Below are 24,957 nucleotides of genomic sequence, written 5' to 3'. Positions count from 1 at the left end.
GGCCTGTTCGCCTGACGCTTGCACCGCATCGCGGCTCGCCCAGGATGCGGGCAGCTTTTCCATGGCGAACGATTCATCCAAAGGTCTCGATTACATCACCGGCACGCTGGCCTCGCCCGTTTCTCCGGTCGAGGCCGCGTTGCGGCCGCTCTCGTTTGCCGACTTTACCGGCCAGGCCCGGACTGTCGAACGCCTCCAGGTCATGGTCGGCGCCGCCCGCCGCCGCAGCGAGCCGCTCAACCACATCCTCATCAGCGGCCCGCCCGGCCTCGGCAAGACCACCCTCTGCTTCATCCTCGGCCACGAGATGGGCAAGAACGTGCGCGTCACCAGCGGCCCCGTCGTCGAAAAAGCCGGCGACCTCGCCGGTCTCCTTACCAACCTGGAGGAGGGCGATATCCTCTTCATCGACGAGATCCACCGCATCCCCAAGACCGTCGAGGAATACCTGTACTCGGCGATGGAGGACTTCCGGCTCGACATCATGATCGACCAGGGCCCCAACGCCCGCAGCGTGCGCCTCTCCATCCCGCGGTTCACGCTCGTCGGCGCCACCACCCGCGCGGGCCTGCTCACCGCGCCGCTCCGCTCGCGCTTCACGCTGCAAACCCGGCTCGACTACTATGACGTGCCCACGCTCATGGGCATCATCCGGCGCAGTTGCGGGCTGCTGAAAGTGGAGATCGACGAACCCGGTGCGCGCGAACTCGCCACCCGTTCGCGCGGCACGCCCCGCATCGCCAACAACCTCATCAACTTCGTCCGCGACTTCGCGCAGGAACGCGCCGACGGACGCATCACGCGCCCCGTGGCCGCCGCCGCGCTCGAACTGCTCGAAATCGACGCCGCCGGGCTCGACGAGATGGACAAGCGCATGCTCCGCGTCATGGCGGAAAACTACCGCGGCGGTCCCGTTGGCCTCGGCACGATCGCCGTCGCCGTCGGGGAGGAGACGGAGACGCTGGAGGAGGTCCACGAGCCGTTCCTGATTCAGGAAGGTTATCTGCAACGCACGCCCCAGGGCCGCGTGCTCACGCCCAAGGGTTACCACGCCATCGGCCTCAAGTCCGCGGCCGGCGGTGCGCAAGGAGCGTTGCTGTAAAGGAAAACGTGGCACGGGCTTCCAGCCCGTGTTCTGGAACCGCGGCCCTCCCTCTACCGCTCCCCCGATTTTTGCGCTTTCGCCCCGCCCCTTCCGCGGGTAACCTGCGCGTTTTCGAGGCATGCAAACGCCGGTCAACATCCAGATCATCGGAAACGAGGTCGCCATCGCGTGGGACGACGGCGCGGAGACGTATTTCCGCTCCGAAGACCTGCGCGCCGCTTCGCCCAGCGCCGAAAACGTCGGCGAGCGCGACATCCTCGGGCAGCGCCACGGCGGCGACGACCGCACGCGTTTCCCCGGCGTCACCGTGACCGGATGGGAACGCGTGGGCGGCTACGCCCTCCGTTTCGATTTCAGCGACGGCCACCGCACCGGCATCTACTCCTTCGAGTACCTCCGCCAGCTCGCCGCCCGTCTCCGCGCGTAATCCGTTTCGAATTACCAACTCCAAACTACCAACTTCCAACTCCAACCTACTAACTACCAACTTCCAACCCATTATGTTCCCTGCCCGCACCACCACCGCCGACATCGAGCACGGCTCCACGCTCCAGGTAAAATTTGGCTCCGACGGCCTCATCCCCTGCATCACGCAGGACATCGAGACCGGCCAGGTGCTGATGTTCGCGTTCATGAACGCCGAGTCCCTCGCCCACACGCTGAAGACCAAAAAGGCCACCTACTGGAGCCGTTCGCGCAACAAGCTCTGGTGCAAGGGCGAGGAGTCGGGCAACGTGCAATGGGTGAAAGAGCTCTACACCGATTGCGACCAGGACGTGATCCTGCTCAAGGTCGAGCAGCGGGGCGCGGCCAACGCGTCATGCCACAACGGATACAAGTCCTGTTTCTACCGCAAACTCGCCGACCTCGATGCCGCGGCGGAGGGCAAGAGCTTCCAACTCGATTTCGTCTCGAAGCCGCTCTTCGACCCGGCGGTCGTCTACAAGAAAAAGTAGGCGGGACACCGATGCGCAGCCCCGCATGATCAGGGCTGCCCGGTTCCTGTTTTTTCGCGCTCTGCTTTCCACTTGGCATGCTGAACCTTGCGCTCGGCCAATTCCTCCCTGGCAGACTTCAGTTTCCGAAGTGCATTTCTGAGTCGTTGGGAATCGACAGGAGTTGTTCGCTGGTTCTGGCGAAGTTGTTCGGCACGCTCTTCGCTTTTTTGCAGACTATCCGAGAGTTCCTGCGCTTTGGCTTGGCGGGAATCATCAAAGACATAACTTGAGTAACTCACTATACTTGAGGATGTTGTCTCTATATACTTGGCCAGGTTGTCCACGGCGAGATCATGCTCCGCCTGTTTTCGGGCGTCATATTGTTGCCAGCTCATGAGTGCGCCTCCGCCAATGAGGACAGCGAGAAGGGTAGCGATGAACGTCGAGGCAAAAGCTTTCATTCCTTGATCCTGGGAATGTCCGTATGTGGACGCAAACCAAACCCCTTATGGTTCTTCCGCGCCGATGCTCTCCGCCTCCGGGCAGGAAGGAAAATAGCAGGGCCGCGTACGAATTTTTACACGAAGGCCGCAAAGAGCGCAAAGTGGATTACTTGTCAGGTCCTTCGCAAAGCTACCCTGAAAAATCGTGCGCGGAAGCGCGTGATTTCCCTCGATGCGGATGCGTTCCGGATTCAAACCGGGATGGCCACAAAAAGCACAAAATTCCCGTCCACCAAACGGGAATCTCCCGCGCGCTTATAAGCGCGATGGAGGATTTCATGCGCGGTATGTTTTTTCGTGTTTTTCGTGGCTATTCTTTCTTTCCCTTCGGTTGCGGCAGAGCCGCTCCAGGTTCTTCGCGATCTTTGTGTGAAATCAAAAACATCCGGGGCACCGGTATTATTTCTTTGGGTCCGCCGGTTTCGTGTGCGTCTGCCCGGCCGCTTCCAGCGCGGGCTGCGCCCACCGCCAGGTGTACGGCATGTTGGCGCGTACTTCGGGGTTGAAGGCCTGTGATTGCACGAGCCCGGCCAGCAGCACGATGCCGGCAACCAGGCCGGCGATAACGCCGGCCGCCGCCTCCGCCGCGCGCGGCAACGGCGCATGTTTGCCGGGTTGCAGCACGAGCACGAGCGCCACCACCGGCACGAGCGGCCCGAGAAACAGCAGCACCCAGGTCAGCGAGACCGTATCCGCTGATTCAATACCGGGAGCAAATCTGTGCAGCTCGGCCACGCCCGGTTTCCAGATGGCATCGGCCAGCCGGAATGTCAGGCACACGGCTCCGGCCAGCCAGATCGCGGCGAACGAGCCGAGCCGGCGGCCGACGACCGCCCCGCCGAAGACGAGCCCGAAAGCGAGGCCGAGCGTTACCCAGTCGTTGAGAAATTTCATGAGATTTGACTCCGTTGTGTGGCAGAGGTGACGGAAGAGCCGGCGCGGGCGGGTTCAGGTTTCGTTCATGCCGAGAGCGCGGATCGCATCCTCGATCCAGATACGGCCCTCGATGATTTTTTGCCGGGCGTCGTCGCGCATGAAAACGAAGTCGCCGGCGGCGAGATCGGCGCGGAGTTTCCCTTCGGGTTCGCCCGAGACCAGCCAGGCACGGACGCGGTTGTCCACGCGCAGGATTTCGAAAATGCCGGTGCGGCCGACAAAACCCTGGTGGCATTTCGGGCAACCCCGGGCGGACGGTCCGGCGATCTGCTCCGGCAGCGCGTGGCGGAGTGCGTCCGCAGTGTCCGCGGCGTCGCTGCCGGGAGCGGTGCGGGCGCCGGCGGCGTTGTTTTCGAAAAACCCTGCTGCGTCGGCATCGGGCGGAGCCCATTCGCGGCAATCGGGACAGAGTTCCCGGACGAGACGCTGCGAGACGACCATCCGCAGGGCGGCGGAAAGCACCTGACGGTCGAGTTCGAGATTTCGCAGCGCCGTGAGCGCGCTCACCGTGTCCCGCGCGTGCATGGTGCTGATGACGAGGTGTCCGCTCATGGCGGCGCGCAGGCCGATGCGGAATGATTCGGGGTCGCGCATTTCGCCGACGAAAATCACGTTGGGATCCTGCCGGAGCACGGTGCGCAGGCCGGATTCGAACGTGACTCCCATCTTCGGGTTGATGCCGATCTGCGTGGCGTGCGGCAGCGCGTACTCCACGGGATCCTCGATCGTCACGGTGTTGACCGCCGGCCCGGACACTTCCTGGAGCAGGGCGTAGGAGGTGCACGTCTTGCCCGAGCCGGTGGGGCCGGCGACGAGGACGAGCCCTTCGGGCTGGCGAAGGTGACGGCGGATGGCGTCGCACCGGGCGGGCGACATGCCGAGTTTGTCGAGCCGCAGGAGCGAGGCGGGGCGGTTGAGGAGGCGCAGGGCGATCTTTTCGCCGGTGAGCGCGGGGGACGTGGCGATGCGCACGTCGAGCACGTGGCCGGAGCCGGGGGCGGTCCAGCGGAAACGGCCGTCCTGCATGTGCGCGCGATCGGCGGTGTTGAGTTCGGCCAGCACCTTGTAAACGGCGGCCACGCCTTCGCCGGCGGCCTGGCTGAGGCGGCGGTTTTCGCGCAACAGGCCGAACATCCGGAAGCGCACCACGTAACCGCCTTCCTGCGGCTCGATGTGGACATCGCTCGCGCCCTGGTCGAGCGCGGCGGAGAGGATGGCGAACGCGATGCCGCCATGGCCGGAGGCGCCGGTGCGGCCGGAGCGCCGCCCGGAGCTTTCGCCGGAGAGCCAGGGCACGGCATGCGAGAGCAGGTGCGCCGTCCAGCCGACCGGGCCGGCAACGAGGCTGAGGAGGTTGATCCAGGGCATCAGTTCCGGACGCATCCGGCTGAAGCGTGCGCTGATGACGCCGCCCGTCATCCACACGCAAAGGACCACGTAAGCCGTGGCGAGGGAAGTGGTCTGCCGGGTGATGAGTTCCTGCCAGTTCATGCGGTGTTGCGGGATGGGTGCGGGAGGAGCGGGTGCCGGATGACCGGAGGACGTTGGCGGGAGCAAGGTTGTTACTGTCGATCTCCGGCCGGGGTGTCAAATGGGGCGTGAAGTTCTTCGGTTCCGGCCGGTTGCGGCGGATGTGCGGGCGGGTTTTGGACGGTGTAAAAAACCGCTTGCTTCTGCGCGTGCCATCAGGCTTGCTCTCACCCCTTTCGGAATTTCGGGCTGTAGCGTAGCCTGGTAGCGCGCTTGCATGGGGTGCAAGAGGTCGTGAGTTCGAATCTCACCAGCCCGACCATTCGAAATCCGGATGAAAATTCGCTGCCTCGCCTTTTTTGCCTGAGCGTGGCGAGTTGCCTTGGTGAGGGATCGCGGTTCCTGTTTATCGGCACACAAAAACGATGGGACGGATATTCGATCACGTTGATTTGCGGGTTGGCGACCTCGCGGCAAGCAGCCCGTTCTATCGCAGCTTTCTGCCGCACCTGGGATTCACGATCCGGGTAGACATCCCCGGATGGCTCCAGTTCGAGGCGGCCGGCTCCGGAGCGACGGAATTTTTCGGCGTCACCGAAGATCGCGATCATACACCCAATCGGACCCGCATCGCCTTTTGGGCGGAATCGAGACACCAGGTGGATGTCCTCGCCGCCGGCCTTGCGCACATGGGAGCCCGCAATATTGAAGGGCCCGGCTATGAGTCCGAAACGTATTATGCCGTTTATTTCGACGACCCGTCCGGAAACGCCCTGGAAATCTGTTATCGGTCAGAGCGGTTCAACGCCGACCAGCCACCGGTATAGCTTTGCATTCCACTACCTCCGGCCTTCGGGTTCGTTCCGGACATAACGGATCGCGCAGCTATCTCGTTACCTCAATTGCAGAAGCACCCGCGAACCCTGGCCTTCGGTCGCCGAGGTGACGACGAAGAGCCGGTCCGCCCCCACCGCTCCGCCTTCGAGGAGCGCGGCGCGCACATGCTCGGCGCGGCGGGTGGCGAGTTCACGCAGGTCGTCGTCTGTGACTTCGATCGTCGAGGTGAGGGCGGCACGCATCTGTTCCGGAGTCAGTTCGCCGGCTGCCACCTCCTCGCCACCCGGTGTCGCGGTCGCGGCGGCAGCACGTCGCGGGAGAGATGCGGAGCCGCTGGGCCCGGACCGGCCGGACACGGAAGAATCCGCCTTGCCTGCAACGACCGGCGCCCACGGGTCGCGGGCAAACTGGCCCCGGTTGGTCAGGTACGGATCAGACTGGCGTTCCTTCCGGATAACGCCGGCGGAAGACGGAGCGGCTACGGAAGCGGGAGGAGAGGCGCCGCCGGAGGTAGCAGCGATATCGGCATTGGCCGGGCCGTCTCCGGTTTTTCCTTCGGCTGCGGGCGATGCGGACGGGGACGGAAGGCCGTCGGGAAAACGTGCGGCAAAGAGGGTGGACACGATGCGGGCTTCATCCTCGGGCGCGACAGTGATCTGTTCCGGCGGCGGCGTATCGGCATCCCGGGCGCGCAACTCTTCCCAGCGTGCGGCGCGGATTTCCCGGGCGAGCCGGAGGCGGCGCAGGGCCTCGGTATCGGCTTCGGCATCGAAACTTCCGGTGATGTCAAGGTTGAGCGCGGGGCGGGCCTGCAGGGCCTTGCGGAGGGTTTCGATTTTTTTGATCTCGCTCTCGAGCGGGTCGGCGGCGCCGGGCTCGAATTCCTGCCAGGCGAGTTCCTCTCCGCCGCCGCCGAACATCGAGCCGATGAGCGAGAAGGGCGAGGTGGCGGCCTTGGTCACGAGGTTGAGAATCACGCGCCAGACGACGCGGCCGATGCGGAATTCGGGGTCGTCGAGATCGCCCTGCACGGGCACGTCGATGACGATGTTGCCCGACGTGTCCTTCAGCAACGCGACGGCGAGCCGCACGGGGAGTTTGGTCGCGTCGGGATGGTTGGTCGGGTTGCCGAAGGTGAACTGGTTGAGCGTAATAACATTGTCACTACGCACCTTCCGGCTCTCCAGCCGGGTGCCGACGTCGAGGGCGAGATTGGCGCGGGCCAGTTCGTAGCCCGCATAACGTCCCGCGTAGGGCGAGGCGGGCGTGAGATCCACGCCACGCAGGCCGATCTTTATCTCGGTGGCAGCGCCCGGTTCGTGCGTGAGCGCACGCGGGTCGAGCTTCCCGGCGATCTCGAGGATGCCGGTGCCGCCGATCTTGCCGGAGAGCTGCAGGTCGGCTCGCGCAGGGTTGTCGGAGGACAGGCCGGTGACGGTGCCGGAGAACGCATCGAGCCCGGCGCGCACTGCCGGTTTCTGCGAACGGTCGGCAAACGCGAAGCTGCCGTTGGCGAGCTCGATTTTTCCGACCGACCAGTCAACCGCTGGTGATGCCGCCGGTCCGGTGGTGACCGCGGATTCGGGAGCAGGAGCCCCCGCCGCGCCGGATGCGGCGGGAGCGGCGGAAGAAGCCGGCGCTTCGCCGCTGCGCAGGATGTTGGAAAAATTGGTGGTGCCGTCCGCGTTGACGGCAAAGCGCGCCGAAGGATCGACGAGCCGGATCGCATCGACGCGGGCGGTGACGCGGGGCTCGGGTAAGGTAGTGCTTGCGTCGATACCGGTGATCCCGAGCGAGGAAAATTTCACAAAATCCTCGGCGAGCACGCCATCGACGGTGCTGAAGCGGTTGACGGCAAGGTCCCCCTTGAACCCGGCCTCGCCGTTTCCGTAACGGGCCTCGCCCTTCACCCCGACGTTTCCGCCGGCGATGCGCAGGTTGAGAAAGGGTTCGAGGTAGGGTGTGATGCCCGCAAGCGGCAGCGCCTGCACGTCGATGGCGAGGGTGGCGGCGGCGGTCGCCGGCGTGACCGGACCGTCGATGCGGAGCCGGCCGCCGGGCGGGAATTGCGCTTCCAGGGTCAGCGCCACGGGCGTGGCGGGTTCGGAAAGCGAGATATTTTTGAGAGTGAATCCGATGCCCTCGACGATGTTGCGCGCAGGCGTCGGCGTGGCGAGGTCGTCGACAACGACCGCCAGATCGTTGATCGCGAACTCGGCAATTTTCACATCGGGCAGGGCGGGAAAGGCGCTGGCCCGGGACGCAGGCGGCGGGGTCGTCGGCGCGGCGGCGGCGGCTTTTTCATCCTCATCGTCATCATCGGCGGCCGGGAGCAAACCGAGGAGATTGAGGGAGCCGTTGGCCTCGCGTTGCAGGTGGATGTGGCCGTGGGTCGAGGAGATCCGCCGGATGGTGGCGGTGGGTTTGAGGGCGTCGGCATCAATGCCTTCCACATCGAGCGCAGGCAGGTCGATGACGGGTGTGTTGTCGCCGGCCGGGGCGATCTGGAGGCCGGTGATGTGGAGGGATCCGTCCGATACGGTCAGCAGGCGGGTGGTCTCGCCGAGGTTGAACGCGTAGCGGGCGGCGATGTCGAGCGTGCCGCCGAGGATGTCGCCGCGGAAATACGGCGCATAGTAGGGCGCGTATTTTTTGAGCGCGATGCCGCCGAGACGGAATTCCCCGGCGGAGCTCGCTGGCTGGCTGTTGACGGTACCGCTCCAGGAAAAATGTTCGCCGGATTCGGTGACGGCCCGGAAGGTGTAGGGCGCATGGGCTTCGGTGGCGACGGTGCGGAAGTTTTCCAGGACAAAACTCACCGGGCCGACCGTCGTGGCGAAGGGCCGGGAGCGGGTCTCGTCCGTGAAATCGAGGCGGGCGTCGGTGACGGCGAGTTTGCCGATGCGCAGCGGCCAGGCATTTTTTTTGTCTTCGGCCGGCGGAGCGGTCTGGGCGGAGGGCGGCGGGATCAGATCGGAAAAATTGAACGTGCCGTCACGTTGCAACACGACGCGGCCGGCGAAGCCGTCGAGAAACACTTCGCTGAAACCGATCTCGCCGGTGACGAGCCGCCAGAAATCGAAATCGACGTAGAGCCGTCGCCAGCTGACGAGATTGCGACCGTCATGGTCGGTGATGGCGAGCCCGTCGATGGTGGCGGAAAACGTCAGCGGATTGAGCCGCAGGCGTTCGATGGCAACGGGCCGGTCGAGTTCGGCGGACAGGCGTTTGACGGCCTGCGCCCTGACGATGGGCGGCAACCCCAGAAAGGCGAATGCGACAAGCACAACGAGGATCGTCGCGATGATGATCAGCAGGCGGCGGCGACGGCGAAAAAAGCCGGCGCGGGCTGAAGGTTGGTCAGGCATGATATGTGAAGTGGCAGTTGTTTCCAGTGAATGCGGCATCCCCGTTTTTGCAAAACCGGAAGCGATGGAGCCGAAGTGATATGTGGAAAAAGATGCCGTACTGTGCTGTTCCCGGGATTTGCAATCGCCGCCCGAACGGCGTTAGTGATGACGGTTCACGCGTCATGTCCGATCTCACCGATCTTTACCAGACGGTCATTCTCGACCACAACAAGCGCCCCCGCAATCGCGGCAAGCCGCCTGCTGCCAATCGCGTCGCCACCGGCGACAACCCGACTTGCGGTGACAGTTGTACGGTTTATCTGCAACTGGATGGCGATCGTATTGCGGACATCGGTTTCGAGGGTTCCGGCTGCGCCATTTCGCAGGCCAGCGCCTCGCTCATGACGACCCGGCTCAAGGGCAAGACCGCCGCCGAGGCCGCCGCCGATTACGAGCAGTTTCGCCACATCGTCACGACTGGCGAGCAGCCGGAGGAGTTTGACGAACTCGCCGCCTTCGCCGGCGTCCACGCCTACCCGGCCCGCATCAAGTGCGCCACGCTTTCCTGGCACGCCGCGCTCGAGGCGCTCCGCAACGGCCGGCCGTCGTCCGCCGTGTAATGTCGCAACCAGCTCCCGCGTTCTGTCCGCTTTTCCAATCATGTCCGCCCTCTCGCCCAATCTTCGCATCGACTTTCCCGCGCTCGACCAGCACGTCGGCGGCAAGCCGCTCGTCTATCTCGACAACGCCGCCACCACGCACAAGCCGCGCGCCGTGATCGACGCTCTCGCCCGCTACTACGAACGCGACAACTCCAACGTCCACCGCGGCCTGCACGCCCTCTCCATGCGCGCCACCGACGGCTACGAGGCCGCCCGCGCCCGCGCCGCGAAGTTCATCAACGCCGCCGAGCCGGCCGAGATTGTCTTCACCTCCGGCGCCACGGCCGGCCTCAACCTCGTCGCGCAGACCTGGGCCATCGCCAACCTGAAGCCCGGCGACGTGGTCCTCACCACCGAGATGGAGCATCACTCCAACCTCGTGCCCTGGCAGATCGTCGCGCAGCGCACCGGCGCCACCCTCCGCTACGTGCCCGTCGCCGGCGACGACGCCGAACACGGACTCGACCTCGACGCCCTCGACCGCCTGCTTACGCCGCAGGTCAAGCTCTTCGCCTTCACCCACCTCTCCAACACCCTCGGCACACTCAATCCGATCGCCGACCTTTGCGCAAAAGCACGGGCCGTCGGCGCGATCACCGTGATCGATGCCGCCCAGTCCGTCGGCCACGAACCCATCGATGTGCAAGCGCTCGGCTGCGATTTTCTCGCCTTCAGCGGACACAAGATGGCCGGCCCCACCGGCATCGGCGTGCTCTACGGCAGACGCGAACTCCTCGACACGATGCCGCCCTGGCAGACCGGCGGCGGCATGGTGGTATCGGTCGATTTCGACGGCGCGAAGTGGAAACCTTCGCCCGAGCGGTTCGAGGCCGGCACGCCCAATGTCGCCGATGCCATCGCGCTCCACGCCGCCTTCGATTATCTCGACGCCATCGGCCGCCCGGCGATCAGCGCGCATGATCACGCGCTCGGCCAGCGCGCCGCCGCCGCCCTCGCCGAAATCCCCGGCATCCGCCTCCTCGGTCCCCGCTCCGGCCAGCCGCGCGGCGGCCTCGTGAGCTTTGCCCTCAAGGATGCGCACGCGCATGATGTCGTGACCTTCGCCGACCAGGACGGCATCGCCCTGCGCGGCGGGCACCACTGCAACCAGCCGCTCATGAAAAAACTCGGCCTGCCGAGCAGCGCCCGCGCCAGCTTCTATCTCTACAATACCGAAGAGGAAGTGAGCCTGCTGGTCGCTTCGCTGCACCGGATCATCCGGTTTTTCGGCAACGCCTGATCCGCCCTGGACCGGAACCCGGGGCGTGGATCTTGTCCACATACCGTACCAGGGGCAGCCGGAATGCGATAAGCTCGTCTTAATACCCTCATTTTCAGCACCATTTAAATCCAGGTGAATACCTGATTTTCTTGGCTCATGAAAAGAGGGCCTTAATGACATTGATATGCGAATTTCGTCCAGCTTTTCGCCTGTCATCCGGTTACTGTCTGTTTTTGTCTTTTTTCAGATATGTCTCGTGCAGGCGGCGATCGACAACCGCCCTGTCGACACCGACCGGTATCGCAAGCCTGTCCGTGTGGTATGCGCGGGTGACGGCCTCACGTCCGGGATCGGCACCGTCCACGGGCAGACGTATCCGGAACAACTGGAGCGCATGCTCGGGCACGGCTGGCATGTGATGACCTACGGAAGCACCGGCACCACGTTGCTCCGCAAGGGCGAGCGCTCCTGGTGGCGGTCATTCCAGTACCACTACGCGCTCCAGGCCAAACCCGACATCGTGATCATCATGCTCGGGAGCAACGACAGCCGGCCGCAAAACTGGCAGCAACGGGCGGCCTTCGAAAAAGACTCCCGTGAGCTGATCGCCTCGTTCAGGAATTTGCCGACTCGCCCCCGCATTTTTATCTGCCTGCCGCCCTATGTCCCCGGGCCCAATGACAAGGAAGTGAGCGAGGAGCGGCTCCGGGTATTGCGCGCCCGTCTGCAAACCGTGGCGGAGGAAGAGAACGTCGGTCTCATCGACAATTACGCCGTTACCAGGCCGTTTCCCGGCGATATCTCGCGCAACCTGTATCCGAACCATCGCGGCTACGCCCGGATCGCGGGCAACATTTACCGCGTGCTCACCGGCAAGATGCCGGACGAAAGATTTGGCGTCGGCGCCGACCTCGGGCCGCTCGTCGCCGGACCGGATGGCGGCGGCAGCGACGCCGCGGGACGGAACTGACAGGAGCGGCGGCATGGCAAGCTGTCGGCCTTCGGCCTCGGTACCTGCCGCTGCGACGAGGCGCAACGCGCCTCGCCCCCCGTAAGCAGTACAGAGATCATGGCTGTGGCGGCACCGCGTTGGCCTGACGTTCTCCGCAGTCCGGATATCCGTCCGGCAAATGCAGCGGCAGGAATGCCGCCGCTCCTTTTTTTCAATAATCCGTGCGGTCGGCCCAGTCGCCGAATTTTTCCATGACAAAATCGATGTCCTTGTCGCCGCGTCCGCTGAGGTTGACGAGGATCGACTCGTCGGGGCGCTCCTTCGCGAGCCGCAGCGCGTAGGCCACGGCGTGCGCGCTCTCGAGCGCGGGGATGATACCCTCGCGACGCGACAGGCGGAAAAACGCCTCGATCGCCTCGTCGTCGCTCGCCGTGCCGGCGATCGTGCGACCGGTCGTGAACAGGTGCGCATGTTCCGGCCCGACGGACGGATAATCCAGGCCGCTCGCCACCGAGTACACGGGGCCGGGCTCGCCCTTCGCGTCCTTGAGCATGATCGAGTTGAACCCGTGCATCGTGCCTTCCTCGCCGTAGTTGAGGCTGGCGGCGTGGTCGCCGAGCTTCGCGCCGCGACCGAGCGGCTCCACGCCGTGAAGGCGCACCGGATCGTCGAGGAAGCCCGAGAAAATGCCCATCGCGTTGGAACCGCCGCCGACGCAGGCCACGACGTTGTCGGGCAGTTCGCCGGTCATTTCCAGAAACTGCTCGCGCGACTCGATGCCGACAATGCGCTGGAATTCGCGCACCATGAGCGGGAACGGATGCGGCCCGACGACGGAGCCGATGCAGTAGATGCTGTTGACCGGATCGGCGAGGTACGCCTCGAACGCGGAATCGACGGCCTCCTTCAGCGTCTTCGCGCCGCGCGACACGGGGACGACCTTTGCGCCGAGTATCCGCATGCGGACTACATTGGGATGCTCCTTCGCGATGTCGACCTCGCCCATGTGGATTTCGACCGGGATGCCGAAGTACGCGCCGGCCGTGGCGAGGGCCACGCCGTGCTGGCCGGCGCCGGTCTCGGCGATGAGCTTTTTCTTGCCCATGAACTTCGCCAGCAGCGCCTCGCCCATGCAGTGGTTGAGCTTGTGCGCGCCGGTGTGGTTGAGGTCCTCGCGCTTCAGGTAAATGCGCGCGCCGTCGAGCGCGTCGCTGAGGTTCTTGCAATAATAGACGGGCGTGGGGCGGCCCTGGAAGTGTTTGCGGATCGAGCGCAGTTCGCGGATGAAATCGTGGCTGCGGCAGATGCGGTGGTAGGCGTGGTTGATCTCGTCCATCTGCTGCTGGAGCTGCGGCGGGATGAACGAGCCGCCGAATTTGCCGAAAAACCCTTTGGCATCGGGCTGCGCGCGGTGCGTGGGGAGCGAGGAACGATCGGAGGAGGGAGGGACAGGAGTGCTCATGGTGTGTGAGGATCAGGTCGGAAAGACTGCCCACGAAACACACGAAAAGACACGAAAGAAAAACCGGAAATCAGGGATCGGGTGAAGGAGCGGCGGCATTCCTGCCGCTGCTGACGACGCGAAGCGTCGCCGGATCGGAGAGATCCGCAGCGCAGACCGAGGGGGAGAGGCGAGGCGCGGTGCGCCTCGTCGCAGCGGCAGGTACCGAGGCCGAAGGCCGACAGCTTGCCATGCCGCCGCTCCTTCACCCGCGGGCGAGCGTGGCCATGATGGCTTTTTGCGTGTGCAGGCGGTTTTCGGCTTGGTCGAAGATGATCGAACGCGGGTTGTCCAGGACCTCCTGCGTCACTTCCTTGCCGACGTAGGCGGGCAGGCAGTGCATGAACCAGGCATCGGGTTTGGCGGCGGCGAAAAGTCTGGCGTCCACGCTGTACGGGCTCATCTGCGCGATGCGTTCCTTCGCCTCGTCTTCCTTGCCCATGCTCACCCACACGTCCGTGTAAACGACGTCGGCGCCCTTCACGGCTTCGTAAGGATCGTGCGTGAAATGATACCGTCCGCTGCCGGGGCCGCGGCCGTCGCCGAAATCCTCCTTCGCGAGCAGGGCGTTGAATTCGGCGGAAGGTTCGAAGCCTTTCGGGCCGGCGAGCGCGATTTCCATGCCGAAGAGGTTGGCGCCGAGAATCCAGGAGTTGGCCATGTTGCAGGCGGTGTCGCCGAGGAAGGCGATCTTGCGGCCCTTGAGCGAGGCGAAGAGATCGCCGCCGGGCGCGGCCCAGCGTTCGGCCAGCGTAAAGGCATCGGTGTAGATCTGGCAGGGGTGCAGGAAATCCGTGAGGGCGTTGATGACCGGGATGGAGCCGGCGGCGGCGAGGCGCTCGACTTCGGAGTGATCGAAGGTGCGCACGATCAGGCCGTGGACGAAGCGGGAGAGCACGCGGGCGGTGTCCTCGACGGATTCGCCGCGGCCGAGCTGGATGTCGTTCTTGTTGAGAAAGAGCGGATTGCCGCCCAGCTCGTGGATACCGACCTCGAAGGAGACGCGCGTGCGGGTGGAGGATTTGGAGAAGATGAGCGCCCACGTCTGGTACCGGAGGATATCCGGAGTGGCGGGGGTGCCGCGCTTCTGCTTGAGGTCCCGGGCCAGCGCGAAGACTTCAGCCACCTCGCGTGGCGAGAAATCCGTCTCTTTGAGGAAGTGCTTCATAAAAGGAAGCAGTCATGCGTAAGGCTTTCGCAAGCCACCGACGAGAGTAAAATGGACGGGGGTGCACGATCGGGTGCGGCTCAACAGTTGTGTCAGAGCAGGCGTGTCCGGTGGCACGGCCATCCTGGCCGTGGACGGCGCAGAGCGCCGCAAGGTGGCATGGGCTTCCAGCCCATGATTCCGGGGAGGCACGGGCATCCCTGCTGCCTGTGTCCCTTCCGCGGAGAAGCAATGTTCACGGGCTGGAAGCCCGTGCCACGCGGAGAGGCAACGCTCATGGGCAAGATGCCCATGCCACTTCTGCTCCTGCCCGTCACTCTGTCAGCCGTTGGCCGGAACGTGAACCGGTTCGCCCTCCAGCCTGTCTTCAAATTCGGAAACCAGCCTGCCCGCCGAATCGAAAATGAAGCCCGCCAGTCTCCGGATTTTCATCCTTCCGAATCTCCGGTGCCCGATCGTAAGCGAGGCGTGGCTTTTGAACGCCGAAACCGCCTTCAGATCGAGGTAGCAACAGCGCCCGGCGGAATCGTAACCGATCAGAAGCACGGAGTCTTTCAGTTTCCGGCATCCTTTCATTTATCTGAAAACGCTCCGCCTCCGGTTACTTCCGGATGTTGCGGAGCAGGGTTTCGAAAGAGGAGGGCGTGCCGTCCGCCAGCGTACTGCTTCTGAGCGTGCGAACGCTGCCATCGGCAAAGGCCACGTTCATGGTCTCGCCCTTGTGACGCCAGTCGAACTCGCCGCGCGTGATCGAGCCGACGCCGACGACGCTGACGCTGTCGCCTTCCGTGCCGTTCTGTTTGGCCTCGACGAGAAGAATCGACTGCGACGGCGCGGAGAGCCGGGAAAAGGTAACCGGATCGGTGTCGTCGGCTCCGGCCAGATTGAGGGCATAGGTGCGACGCGGCGCGACCGTGAACGTTGTCTTCGCGTCGGGGCAGAGAAACAGGTTGTCGACGCCGGCGGTCGGGAAACGCAGGGTCAGGCGTTTCTGCATGAGCTGCCACCAACTGATGGTCTCGGAGGTCTCCTTTGGATAATCGGGGTTGGGGTTTTTGGAAATCGGCGAGAGGCCGCGGTTTTCGTCGGCATACTGGAGGATGGCCATGCCGAGCTGGCGCATGTTGGACTTGCACTGGATCGCGCGGGCGGAGCGGCGGACCGAACCGACCGTCGGGATGATGATGGCCGCAAGGATGCCGATGATGGCAACGACCGTGAGCAGTTCGATGAGCGTGAAACCGGAGCGCCGGGTGACGGCTGCCGGGGAGGGACGGGTGTTCGTCTTCATGGGGCGGGTGGTTCGGTAAACAAACTGGCGGGGCTGGTCAGGGGGTGGCAGCCGGCGCGGTCTGCCACGGCGCAGGGTCGGGGTTTTCCACAAGACCCGGGCCGGGAAGCGCGTCGGGCTGCCGCCCGATTTCGCCGCCGAGCGTGGCGGGGGCGGCGGTCGATTTGGCGGACTCCATGTAAGTGCGCCAGGGACGGGCGGCGTACGGATTGCGGTGGACGACGAGGTTGCGGGCGCGGATGACACCCGATTTTTCGGTGGCGAGCTGCACCATGCCGTTGCCCCAGATGCGGATGTTTTCACCTTCGAGCGTGGCTTCGCGCTGGCACAGGCCGATGCCGAGATTATTCCAGATCAGGAGGTCGCGGACACGGGTGTGCGAACGCTGGATGTTATACATGCCGTTGTCGTTGCCGAAAAAGCGGCCTTCGCGGATTTCGGACAAAATGTCGTCGTGCGCGGAAAACCCTTCGTCGAGATTGTGGCAGCCGGTGATGTTTTCGAAGAGCAGGCCGGAGCCGCGTCCGTGCAGGTTGAAGCCGTCGTTGCGCGCGCCGCTGGCGACGAGGTTGCGGTAACGGTGGTGCGAGACTCCCTGAATGCGGACGACAAAATAACGCGTCGAGATTTCCCAGCCCTCGGGGTCGGCCTCCGGGCCGAGCGTGAGCGTTTTTGTGGCGGGGTCCCATGTGATGGCGGAGGAGGCGGACGGTGCCACGAAGCGTCCGGTCGAGGCCTCCTCGGGAAGGCGAACGCCGCGGTGGCGGAGAACGAAGGGATAATCGGTCGTGACCGTCGCACTACGCTGCGGTGAGAAGATGACCGGATCGAAGCCGGTGATTTCGTTGCCGTTGCCTTCGACCGTGACGGGGGCGTCGGGGGTTCCGGATTTTGCAATGTAGAGCTCTTCCCGATACGGCCCGCTGCCGGGAGCGATCCAGAGCGTGTCGCCGGGACGCGCCGTGGCGGCGGCCGCGGCGAGCGTAGGGAAGGCGGCGGGGTCGCGCGGATCGATGCGGAGCCAGCGCCCGGTGGAGGCCGTGGTTTCGGCAGGAAGCGGGGCGGAGGCATCTGCGGCGGGTGCCGCGGCTGCGGAGGTTGCGGGAGCGTCGGTGAGCAGGCGCAGGACGAGCGCGCCGGAAACGCCCTTGTCGCGCCACCATTTCCATTCGCCTCCCTCCTGCGCAAATCCGCTGGCCGTGACGGTATCCCGGGTCGTGAGCGGCGCAATGGAAAAGATGATGTCCTGCGGACCGGGTTTCGGAGCGGCAAAGGCGAGATGGAGAGCGACGGGGCGGCCGGCCGGAAGCGCGAGCGGCTCGGCAAACCCGAGGACAAGCCAGCGCCCCTTGCGATAGACCTGCAAGCCGGTGTTGGGCGGGAGGACAGCGTCGTCCGAAAAGAGCACGTCGGGGAGCGGACCGGGAGCGAGGCCGGCCGGCGCGCCGGAGGAGGAGGCCGGCGTAGTTGTGATCGAGATACGAAGTCGCGAATCGTCAAGCGGGGCAGAGGAGCCGGCCTGGATCCGGAGCGCGAGTCCGGTGATCGTTTGCCCGGCGGCCGGCGGCGTCCAGTGCTGGGTCAGTTCGCGGCGTCCCTGGTCGTCGCGCGAATAAAGCCGCCAGCCTCCGGACGCGAGAGGCTCGGCCCAGGCGGCAACGGGCACGGAGGCAGCCGGAGCGTCTTCGGCGATGCGGGCGGTGACGGCGGCACGAAGCGGACCGGCCGCAGACAGAACGGCGAGGGCGACCAGGACGAGCAGGGGAACGGAACGAAGGGGGCGGGGATGCATGGCAGAGAGGGAATGAGGCCGGGCGGGAAGATCAGTCGGTTTCGATGGTGACGTTTTCGGAATGGTCCACCTCGACGGGGCCGGCGATGGTGAGGCCCCACGGATTATTGGCGCCGGCGGCGGGCACCTGGTTGGCACGGGTGATGCGGTTGTTTTTTATCAGGACGTTTTCCGCCTGGTTGATGTGGATGGCGGGACCGCCGACGTTCTCGATGATGTTTTGTTCGATACGGATGTCGCGGTGGCGGGCGGCGACAGGACGGGGAGCGTCGGGGGTTTCGCCGCGCCAGATCACGGAGATGGCGCCGGGCGTCCAGGCGGCGCCGCGAAGGAGGACGGGATCGAAGGCGGAGTTTTTTATGGTGTTGCGGCGGACGGTGACGTCGCTCACCCAGCCGGCTTCGCGAAAGCCGACGAACTCGGGGCCGAGGGTGATCGGAGCCTGCTTGATGCCGTCGATGACGTTGTCCTCGACAAGCCCGCGGGAACTCATGAGGCGCAGGGCGCGGCCCCGGTGCTGGCTGAAGCGATTCTGGCGGATCGTGTAGCCGGGCGCGGCGATGGCGGGGATCTCGACAAAATCACCGGTGGCAAGAGAGAGCGGTGCGTCGAGCTCGAGGCGGTAGATCGTAAACCTGGCGATGGAGCCGACGTGCGGGAACATGCGTTCGGCGAGATCGCGGAAATGCGCGTCGGGCGCAGGATCGATCCCGAAACTGACGACGCGGGCGACGCCGGTGAAGTCGAAGCTGCCTTGGGCCAGCGCATGGACCTCGTCGCCCGGGCGAACGACGGACGGAAAGCCCTCGGGGCCATAGGGGCGGATGAGGTTCACGGTGCGGGCGGCCGGGTCGGCTTCGGCGACGACAAAGGCGATGCCGTGGAGGTTGACGGAATCGTCGCCCATGCGGGAAAAATCGCAGTTTTCGAGGACGGGGCCGGTGCGGGCGTAGGCGTAGTTGAAACCGTCAGCGGAGGTGGAGAGGAGGCGGGGAACCGTGGCTCCGGCCGGGAGAGGACCGGGCGCGATGGTGATGCGGCTGAAGCGGTTTTGACCGTCCATGAAACGGAGCGTCAGGGCGAGGCCGGGCGCGCTGTGGATCGTGACGTGGTCGAGTGTGATGTCGCGGCTGCGGTCGATGCGGATGCCGCGTCCGCGGCGGACATCCTGCACGAGGTAATCGCCGGCGGCGAGGGTTTCGAGCTGCCAGCGCCGGTCGGGTGAAAACGAAAGTTGTCCGCGGCGCGGGGTGAGGGCGCGGGCGGAGGAGGCGTAGAGATCGGGCGCGCCGCGTTTCCATTCGCGGGTGGAGGCGTCGAAGACGTGGGCGCGGTGGCTGAGGTAAACGGGCGTGAGATCGGGATAACCGTCATGCACGGTCCAGGTGAGCGTGCCGGCGGCAGTGTCGATGTTGTCGATGACGCCCTGCGTGAAAGGTAGCGGATCGAAATCGACGATAATGCCGCGCAGGGTGAGGTTTTGGGTATCGGATATGGCGATACCGCCGTCCTTCAGGCTGGTGAAGACGAGGCGGGTGCCGTCGCCGTCGATGACGAGGTTGGAGAGATTGCGCAACTGAAGCGCGGAGGCCAGCCGGTGCTCGCCGGCCGGGAGGACGAGTTGGCTGGCGCCGCGCGCCGCCGCGTCGTCGACCAGCGCCTGGAGGTCGGGCGCGGCTGGCCCGGTCGGGCGGGCGAGGACGGGGGCAGTTGCGGACGCGAACACGAGAAGGACGGCGACGAGCAGGCGGATCATGAGCGGGGAGAACGAGCGCGATGACGCCAGAGGCCGAGCGCGAGCACGGCAAGGCCGAACAGGGCGGCGACGGTGGCGGGTTCGGGGATGCCGGGAGTCTCAAGGGGCGTGCCCTGGACGTAAAATTCGAGGGCCGAACCGCTGGCGGTCAGCGTGCCGGGAGCGCCGGTATCCTTGTCGTTGAGAACCTTGAGAAGCCTGCCTCCGGAGTAGGCGATCTCCTGTCCGGTGGCGTTCTGAACCGAGAGCGTAATGTGGCGATTGACGTCCATCGCGTCAAAGTGAAGCAGCACGCCGTAAACAACGCCGGCCTGCAGTTGCAGACCTGCGTCGCGCACATCGAAGGTCAGATAGTCATTTTTGGCGACAGAGGCCGGAGTCAGGCCCTGAAGGGTGGCAAGCGTTGTCGCGGAGCCGGACGAAAAATCGGCGGCGAAGCTGTAAATGGTGAGTGTGATGGCGGCGTTGGTGTAGTTGGCCGGAGTATTAAGGCCCGATGAAACAAAGAAGGAAATGGCGTCGAAAGTGGCGTTTTGCGTGGCAGTGAACGACTGGCCGATGTCGCGCCAGACTTCACTCGTCGCATCCGTATTGGCGCGCCAATCCAGGCCATTGACGATGTCGGGCCTTCCCGGCGGCATGTAGGATGCGATGATGTTGTCATCGGGCTGTGACGTTACGGTGGTCACCGTGACACTGGTGGCGGCATGGGCGGGGAGGGTGACGAGGAGACTCGCAGCGAGCAAAACCGCGGTGGCGGCGAGTGCCGGAAGAACGCGCGGGAAGCGCAGGAGCGGACGGGTAGTTTTCATGATACGGAGACGGGTTGCGGTGTTGGCGAAGGCTTCGGAAAAACGGGGATCGGAGAACGCGGCAGACGTTGCTCCCGGTTGACAAACGCGGCAACGTCGCCGTCACTTTCCACGTAAAGTTGAATTTCCGTAACCTGCTGATACTCCATGGCCACCAATCCCGAATCATCGCCCACGATCCGTGACCTCGCTGCCCGCCTCGGCGTGAGTCACACGACGGTGTCGCTGGCGTTGCGCAACCACGCGAGCATCCCGCCGCGCACCCGCAGGCGCGTGCAGGCGATGGCGCGCAAGCTGGGATACCGGAGCAACCTCCTGGTGAGCGCGCTGCTTTCGCAGGTGCGGCGCGGGCGGTTGCGGAGCGAGGGCGAAGTGGTGGCATTCCTCACCGCGCTGCCGGCCGACGAGTGGCTGGCCCTGCCGAGCGTGACCGCGGGACTGGCCCAGGCGGGCAAGCGCGCGACGCAACTGGGGCTGCGCACGGAGATCTTTTACATGGGGCCGCGCGGTGAAAATTCGGCGCAGGTGGCGCGCGTGCTGGAAAACCGGGGTTACCGCGCGCTGCTGCTAGCCCCGCTGCCCACGCACATGCTGCCGTTGAAGATCGACTGGGAACGGTTCGCGGTCGTGGCGCTGGGGTATTCATTTTCGCAGGCCGACCCGCACCGGGTGGTCAACGCGCATTTCAACGGCATCGTCACCTGTTACCAGAAGCTGCGCGAACGCGGTTGCCGGCGGATCGGCCTGGTGCTGCGACGCGATGACGACGACCGGGCGCGGCATTACTGGCTGTCGGGGTTTCTCGGGGCGTCGAGGGTGCACGGCGGCGAGGCGCTGCCGCCGTTGTTGACGGATTTCGAGATGGACCGGGACGAATTTTACCGGTGGTTCGACCATGCCCGCCCGGATGCCATCATCAGCATGAGCCGTGATGTGCTGCTCGGCTGGCTGGCGCGCCGAAACATCGCGGTGCCGGCGCAGGTGCGCTATGCCTGCCTCGATGTTCTCAACGGCTCGGCGCGCCCCCTGGCCGGCATCCGGCAGTCGTGGGGCGAGATTTTTTCGACCGGGATCGAGTTCCTCGCCGGGCAACTCTCACGCAACGAAATCGGCCTGCCCGCCGTGCCCAGGGTCACGCTCATCGACGGCGTGTGGATGGACGGACCGACCGCCTAGGCAGGCGGCGGGCAAAACGGGACGGAACCTCCCGTCGCAGGCAGTCCAGGACGAGTTGTCCCGGTTTGGAGAATTTTTGGCGCGTAATGGCAAAGACCCTGCGGGGGTATTCGGATATTCTTGGAGCGCCATGAATCTTCCCGAATTTTCAGTCTTCGTGAAACCTTGGGGCGCAATGCCCCTCGCCCAGCTTGCCGGAAAAATCAAACGACTCGGTTTTGACGGCATCGAACTTCCGGTCCGGCCCGGGTTTCCGGTGCGACCTGACAATGTGCTGGCGACGCTGCCGGAGGCCGTCCGCATTTTTTCCGGAGAAGGGCTCAAAATTCACAGCCTCGCAGCCGAGCCAACGGAGCCAGTTTTCCAGGCCGCAGCGGCGGCGAGTGTGCCCCTGATTCGCATCTGTGTGCCTGTCCCGGCAGGTAAAAATTATCTGGATGCGGAAGCAGATGCGAAGCGGGAGTTTTCGATGCTTGCTCCGCTTTTGGCCAAACATGGCGTGACGATCGGCGTGCAGAATCACTGCGACCGCTGGGTTTCACATTCGATGGGGCTCCTGCGCTTGATTGAGGATTTTTCCCCGGAGCATTTCGCCGCCGTGTGGGATGCCGCTCACAACGCCCTCAATGGCGAAGATCCGGACCTCGGCCTGGACATTGTCTGGTCGCGCCTGCGGATGGTGAACCTGAAAAACGCCTACCGGAAACGCATATCTCCGCCCGAGGCCGAGGTGGCGGCATGGAAGATTTACTGGACCTCGGGCCGGCAAGGCGCGGCTTCATGGCCACGCGTGGCCCGTGAACTGGCGATCCGCGGTTATCAGGGGCCGGTTTGCCTGACTGCCGAATACAGTGACGAAAGCGCGGTAGACCGGTTGATCGCCGAGGACATCCGTTTCGCCCGGGAGGTTTTTGCCGAGAAATATGCCGAAGCCACTTCAAACCAAAAGCCCCGCTGATCTCTCCGAAACAGCAATCATGAAACCGAAAACTTTTGCATCCGGAAAACCACTTCGCATTGCCATGATTGGCGCCGGGCAACTGGCGACGGCCATGCATTATCCGTCGCTCGTGTCGATGCCCGATGTCGAGATTGCCGCAATGTGCGACATGAATCCTGAACGCCTGAAACTCGTCGGCGACCAGTTCGGCGTGGCCCGGCGCCACACCAACTACCGGGACATGCTGGAAGAGATAACGCCCGATGCCGTCTATGTGGTCGGCCCGCCACATCACATGTATGACATCTGGACCGACTGCCTCAAACGCGGCCTCAACCTGTTCATCGAAAAACCACTGGGACTCACTCTCCACCAAGCCCAAAACCTGGCACATCTGGCGGGAAAACACGGCTGCATCACACAGGTCGGTTTCCAGCGGCGGATCGCGCCCATCGCGGTGAAGCTCTACGATGAATGCCGCAAGCGTGGTCCGATCGTGCACGCGGTGTGCCGATTTTACAAATGCGCCTCCGATCCGTTTTCCGGCGCCGTGGATCACATGATGGATGACGGCGTGCACTCGATCGACACCCTGCGCTGGCTTTGCGGCGGCGAGATCATCCGCATCCAGAGTGTCACCAGGCGCGTCGGCACGCCTGACATCAATTTCATCTCGGCATTGATCGAATTTGACACCGGCGCCACCGGATTGCTGGTCAACAGCTGGACCAGCGGGCGGCGTATTTTCGACATCGAAATCCACGCGCCCGGCATCTGCGCCGAACTCCAGCATGAGGGCAAGGGACGCCTCCACGCCGATGGCGACACGACCGGCGTGGAGTTCGACACCCGCGAGGTCAGCGGCTCGGACCAGATTCATGTTTACGGCGGCTTCCACGCCAAGAGCCGGGAGTTCCTCGATGCGATGCGCGCGGGCAGGCTGCCTTCGTCGCACTTTGGCGATGCGCTGAAAACCATGACCGCCGCCGTCGAAATCCTTTCACAATCCCACGCCGCCGAGAGCGGACGCCACCCGTCTTCATGAACCTTCCGAAAATAAAAATCCGGGAAACGCTCGTCTGCATCCATCCCGTGGAGACGCGCATGCCGTTTCGATTCGGCATCGCGGACATGCGCCGCATGCCGCACCTCATCCTTCGTGTGACACTGGAACGGGACGGGCGGCAGGCGGCGGGCGTGTCCGCCGATCATTTGCTGCCCAAGTGGTTCACCAAAAATCCCGCCACCACCTATCAAGACGACATTCGCGAGATGCGGGACGTGGTCGCAGAGGCGTGCCGGATCGCGGAGGAAGCGTCGGGCGAAACCACGTTGTTCGCGTTATGGTGGGAAATCTATCACGAGCAACAACGACGCGCAAAGGCGCGAGGCTGGCCTCCCTTGCTCGCCTCATTTGGCGCGTCCCTCATCGAACGGGCTTTGCTGGACGCCTTTTGCCGGTTGGAAGGAAAACCGTTTTCCGTCGTGCTGCGCGAGAATAGCGCGGGCATTGATCTGGGGCGGATTTACCCGGAACTGGCGGGCTGTGCGCCGGCGGGCATCCTGCCGCGCGAACCCGCCAGTCGCGTGATCGTGCGACACACCGTCGGCCTGAGCGATGCGTTGACCGACGACGATTTGAGGCATGGCGAGTGGCCGGCGGACGGCCTGCCGGTTTCCCTGCATGCCTGCATCCTTCGTTACGGAATCTCACGTTTCAAAATCAAGATCGGCGATGATACCGGCAAAAACATCGAACGCCTCACGAGCATCGCCGCCCTGCTGGAGCGCGACGCCCCGGCCGGGTATCAATGCACGCTCGATGGCAACGAATCCTGCCGGAGCATGGAAGCGTTTCGCGATTTCTGGGATCAACTGTCGCGGACGAAAGAACTGGAGCGGTGGTTCGATCATCTTTTGTTCGTGGAGCAACCTCTGCATCGGGACGTCGCCCTCCGGACGGACGTCCGGGCGGCGTTTGACGGTTGTTCGCGCATTCCCCGGATGATCATCGACGAATCGGACGCCACCATCGACACGCTGCCGCAGGCGCTCGCTTGCGGTTACGAGGGGACGACACACAAAAACTGCAAAGGCGTTTTCAAAAGCGTGGCCAATCTCGGCCTGCTGGCTCATCGCGCCAGGGCGGCCGGCGCCGCGTTTATCTTCAGTGGCGAAGACCTGACGAACATCGGTCCGGTAGCGTTGTTGCAGGACTTGTGTGTCGCGCAAAATCTGGGGCTCACCGATCTGGAGCGCAACGGGCACCATTATTTTCGCGGTCTGTCAAATTTTCCCCAGTCGCTCCGGACTCCTTTGCTGAAAAACCACGCCGACTTGTATCAGGAACTTGATGACGGATGCCCCGCCGTGCGCATCGTGAACGGCGAAATCTCCTGCGCCTCGGTGCACCGGCAGGGACTCGGGACGGCGTTCGACCTGGACGCAGGGTTGTTTGCTCCGCTGCAAACGTGGACGAACAGGTCGCTTTCATAATTGGAGCCATTGCGGTTTTCTTCGTTGCCGCTCCTTCATCCTGTGCCGCA

Annotated in this window: 22 protein-coding genes and 1 tRNA gene; 13 read left to right on the top strand and 10 right to left on the bottom strand. The window is 64.3% G+C overall.

Going from position 1 to position 24,957, the window contains the following annotated elements; genetic code table 11:
- The first annotated feature begins 61 nt into the window (after positions 1–61).
- From ruvB to OPIT5_09805, 4 genes are all read left to right on the top strand, one after another.
- Positions 62–1,102, top strand: coding sequence for a Holliday junction DNA helicase RuvB (gene ruvB / locus OPIT5_09820; GenBank protein ID AHF90449.1), 1,041 nt, complete (start codon positions 62–64; stop codon positions 1,100–1,102).
- Positions 1,103–1,223: 121 nt separating this feature from the next.
- The gene (locus OPIT5_09815) at positions 1,224–1,532 is read left to right on the top strand and encodes a hypothetical protein (protein ID AHF90448.1); all 309 of its coding nucleotides are present in this window, start codon (positions 1,224–1,226) and stop codon (positions 1,530–1,532) included.
- Between the two features lie 73 nt (positions 1,533–1,605).
- Positions 1,606–2,061, top strand: coding sequence for a phosphoribosyl-AMP cyclohydrolase (locus tag OPIT5_09810; GenBank protein ID AHF90447.1), 456 nt, complete (start codon positions 1,606–1,608; stop codon positions 2,059–2,061).
- 77 nt (positions 2,062–2,138) lie between these two features.
- The gene (locus OPIT5_09805; GenBank protein AHF94265.1) at positions 2,139–2,333 is read left to right on the top strand and encodes a hypothetical protein; all 195 of its coding nucleotides are present in this window, start codon (positions 2,139–2,141) and stop codon (positions 2,331–2,333) included.
- 612 nt (positions 2,334–2,945) lie between these two features.
- Here the strand turns inward: OPIT5_09805 and OPIT5_09800 are convergent.
- Entirely contained in the window at positions 2,946–3,440 is a 495-nt protein-coding gene (locus OPIT5_09800) for a hypothetical protein (GenBank protein AHF90446.1), read from the bottom strand.
- Positions 3,441–3,494: 54 nt separating this feature from the next.
- Entirely contained in the window at positions 3,495–4,973 is a 1,479-nt protein-coding gene (locus tag OPIT5_09795) for a protein transporter HofB (GenBank protein ID AHF90445.1), read from the bottom strand.
- A 224-nt stretch (positions 4,974–5,197) separates the two neighbouring features.
- Between OPIT5_09795 and OPIT5_09790 the strand changes: the two genes are divergently transcribed.
- A tRNA-Pro gene (locus OPIT5_09790) sits at positions 5,198–5,274 on the top strand.
- Between the two features lie 103 nt (positions 5,275–5,377).
- Entirely contained in the window at positions 5,378–5,779 is a 402-nt protein-coding gene (locus OPIT5_09785; GenBank protein AHF90444.1) for a glyoxalase, read from the top strand.
- A gap of 66 nt (positions 5,780–5,845) precedes the next feature.
- Here the strand turns inward: OPIT5_09785 and OPIT5_09780 are convergent, their stop codons facing one another.
- Positions 5,846–9,157, bottom strand: a complete 3,312-nt coding sequence (locus OPIT5_09780; protein AHF90443.1) for a hypothetical protein — start codon at positions 9,155–9,157, stop codon at positions 5,846–5,848.
- 164 nt (positions 9,158–9,321) lie between these two features.
- Here OPIT5_09780 and OPIT5_09775 point away from each other — a divergent pair, with 164 nt between their 5' ends.
- From OPIT5_09775 to OPIT5_09765, 3 genes are all read left to right on the top strand, one after another.
- Complete coding sequence (locus OPIT5_09775; protein ID AHF90442.1) at positions 9,322–9,759, top strand: nitrogen fixation protein NifU; 438 nt, start codon at positions 9,322–9,324, stop codon at positions 9,757–9,759.
- Between the two features lie 40 nt (positions 9,760–9,799).
- Positions 9,800–11,041 (top strand): cysteine desulfurase, encoded by a 1,242-nt coding sequence (locus tag OPIT5_09770; GenBank protein ID AHF90441.1) that lies wholly within the window; start codon positions 9,800–9,802, stop codon positions 11,039–11,041.
- A gap of 166 nt (positions 11,042–11,207) precedes the next feature.
- Positions 11,208–11,993, top strand: a complete 786-nt coding sequence (locus OPIT5_09765) for a hydrolase GDSL (protein AHF90440.1) — start codon at positions 11,208–11,210, stop codon at positions 11,991–11,993.
- A gap of 193 nt (positions 11,994–12,186) precedes the next feature.
- On the opposite strand, the gene OPIT5_09760 is transcribed toward OPIT5_09765, so the two are convergent.
- From OPIT5_09760 to OPIT5_09730, 7 genes are all read right to left on the bottom strand, one after another.
- Positions 12,187–13,437 (bottom strand): tryptophan synthase subunit alpha, encoded by a 1,251-nt coding sequence (locus tag OPIT5_09760; GenBank protein ID AHF90439.1) that lies wholly within the window; start codon positions 13,435–13,437, stop codon positions 12,187–12,189.
- A 244-nt stretch (positions 13,438–13,681) separates the two neighbouring features.
- The gene (locus tag OPIT5_09755) at positions 13,682–14,644 is read right to left on the bottom strand and encodes an ornithine carbamoyltransferase (protein AHF90438.1); all 963 of its coding nucleotides are present in this window, start codon (positions 14,642–14,644) and stop codon (positions 13,682–13,684) included.
- 321 nt (positions 14,645–14,965) lie between these two features.
- The gene (locus tag OPIT5_09750; GenBank protein AHF90437.1) at positions 14,966–15,220 is read right to left on the bottom strand and encodes a hypothetical protein; all 255 of its coding nucleotides are present in this window, start codon (positions 15,218–15,220) and stop codon (positions 14,966–14,968) included.
- 25 nt (positions 15,221–15,245) lie between these two features.
- Positions 15,246–15,935: an N-terminal cleavage protein gene (locus OPIT5_09745; GenBank protein ID AHF90436.1), complete on the bottom strand. Its 690-nt coding sequence runs from the start codon at positions 15,933–15,935 to the stop codon at positions 15,246–15,248.
- 37 nt (positions 15,936–15,972) lie between these two features.
- Entirely contained in the window at positions 15,973–17,727 is a 1,755-nt protein-coding gene (locus OPIT5_09740) for a hypothetical protein (GenBank protein ID AHF90435.1), read from the bottom strand.
- A gap of 31 nt (positions 17,728–17,758) precedes the next feature.
- Positions 17,759–19,483: an alpha-1,2-mannosidase gene (locus OPIT5_09735; protein AHF90434.1), complete on the bottom strand. Its 1,725-nt coding sequence runs from the start codon at positions 19,481–19,483 to the stop codon at positions 17,759–17,761.
- On the bottom strand, positions 19,480–20,295 hold the full coding sequence (locus tag OPIT5_09730; GenBank protein ID AHF94264.1) for a hypothetical protein: 816 nt from the start codon (positions 20,293–20,295) through the stop codon (positions 19,480–19,482). The genes OPIT5_09735 and OPIT5_09730 overlap by 4 nt, the downstream gene beginning before the upstream one ends.
- 147 nt (positions 20,296–20,442) lie before the next feature.
- Between OPIT5_09730 and OPIT5_09725 the strand changes: the two genes are divergently transcribed.
- From OPIT5_09725 to OPIT5_09710, 4 genes are all read left to right on the top strand, one after another.
- Positions 20,443–21,471, top strand: a complete 1,029-nt coding sequence (locus OPIT5_09725) for a LacI family transcriptional regulator (GenBank protein AHF90433.1) — start codon at positions 20,443–20,445, stop codon at positions 21,469–21,471.
- A 175-nt stretch (positions 21,472–21,646) separates the two neighbouring features.
- Entirely contained in the window at positions 21,647–22,429 is a 783-nt protein-coding gene (locus OPIT5_09720) for a sugar phosphate isomerase (protein ID AHF90432.1), read from the top strand.
- Positions 22,430–22,448: 19 nt separating this feature from the next.
- A complete protein-coding gene (locus OPIT5_09715) occupies positions 22,449–23,456 on the top strand; it encodes a dehydrogenase (protein ID AHF90431.1) in 1,008 nt (335 codons plus the stop codon).
- Positions 23,453–24,907, top strand: coding sequence for a hypothetical protein (locus OPIT5_09710; protein AHF90430.1), 1,455 nt, complete (start codon positions 23,453–23,455; stop codon positions 24,905–24,907). The genes OPIT5_09715 and OPIT5_09710 overlap by 4 nt, the downstream gene beginning before the upstream one ends.
- The last annotated feature ends 50 nt before the right edge of the window (positions 24,908–24,957 follow it).

The sequence above is a fragment of the Opitutaceae bacterium TAV5 genome, assembly GCA_000242935.3.
Taxonomy (GTDB): domain Bacteria; phylum Verrucomicrobiota; class Verrucomicrobiia; order Opitutales; family Opitutaceae; genus Geminisphaera.
This window is presented reverse-complemented; position numbering and strand designations above follow the sequence as displayed.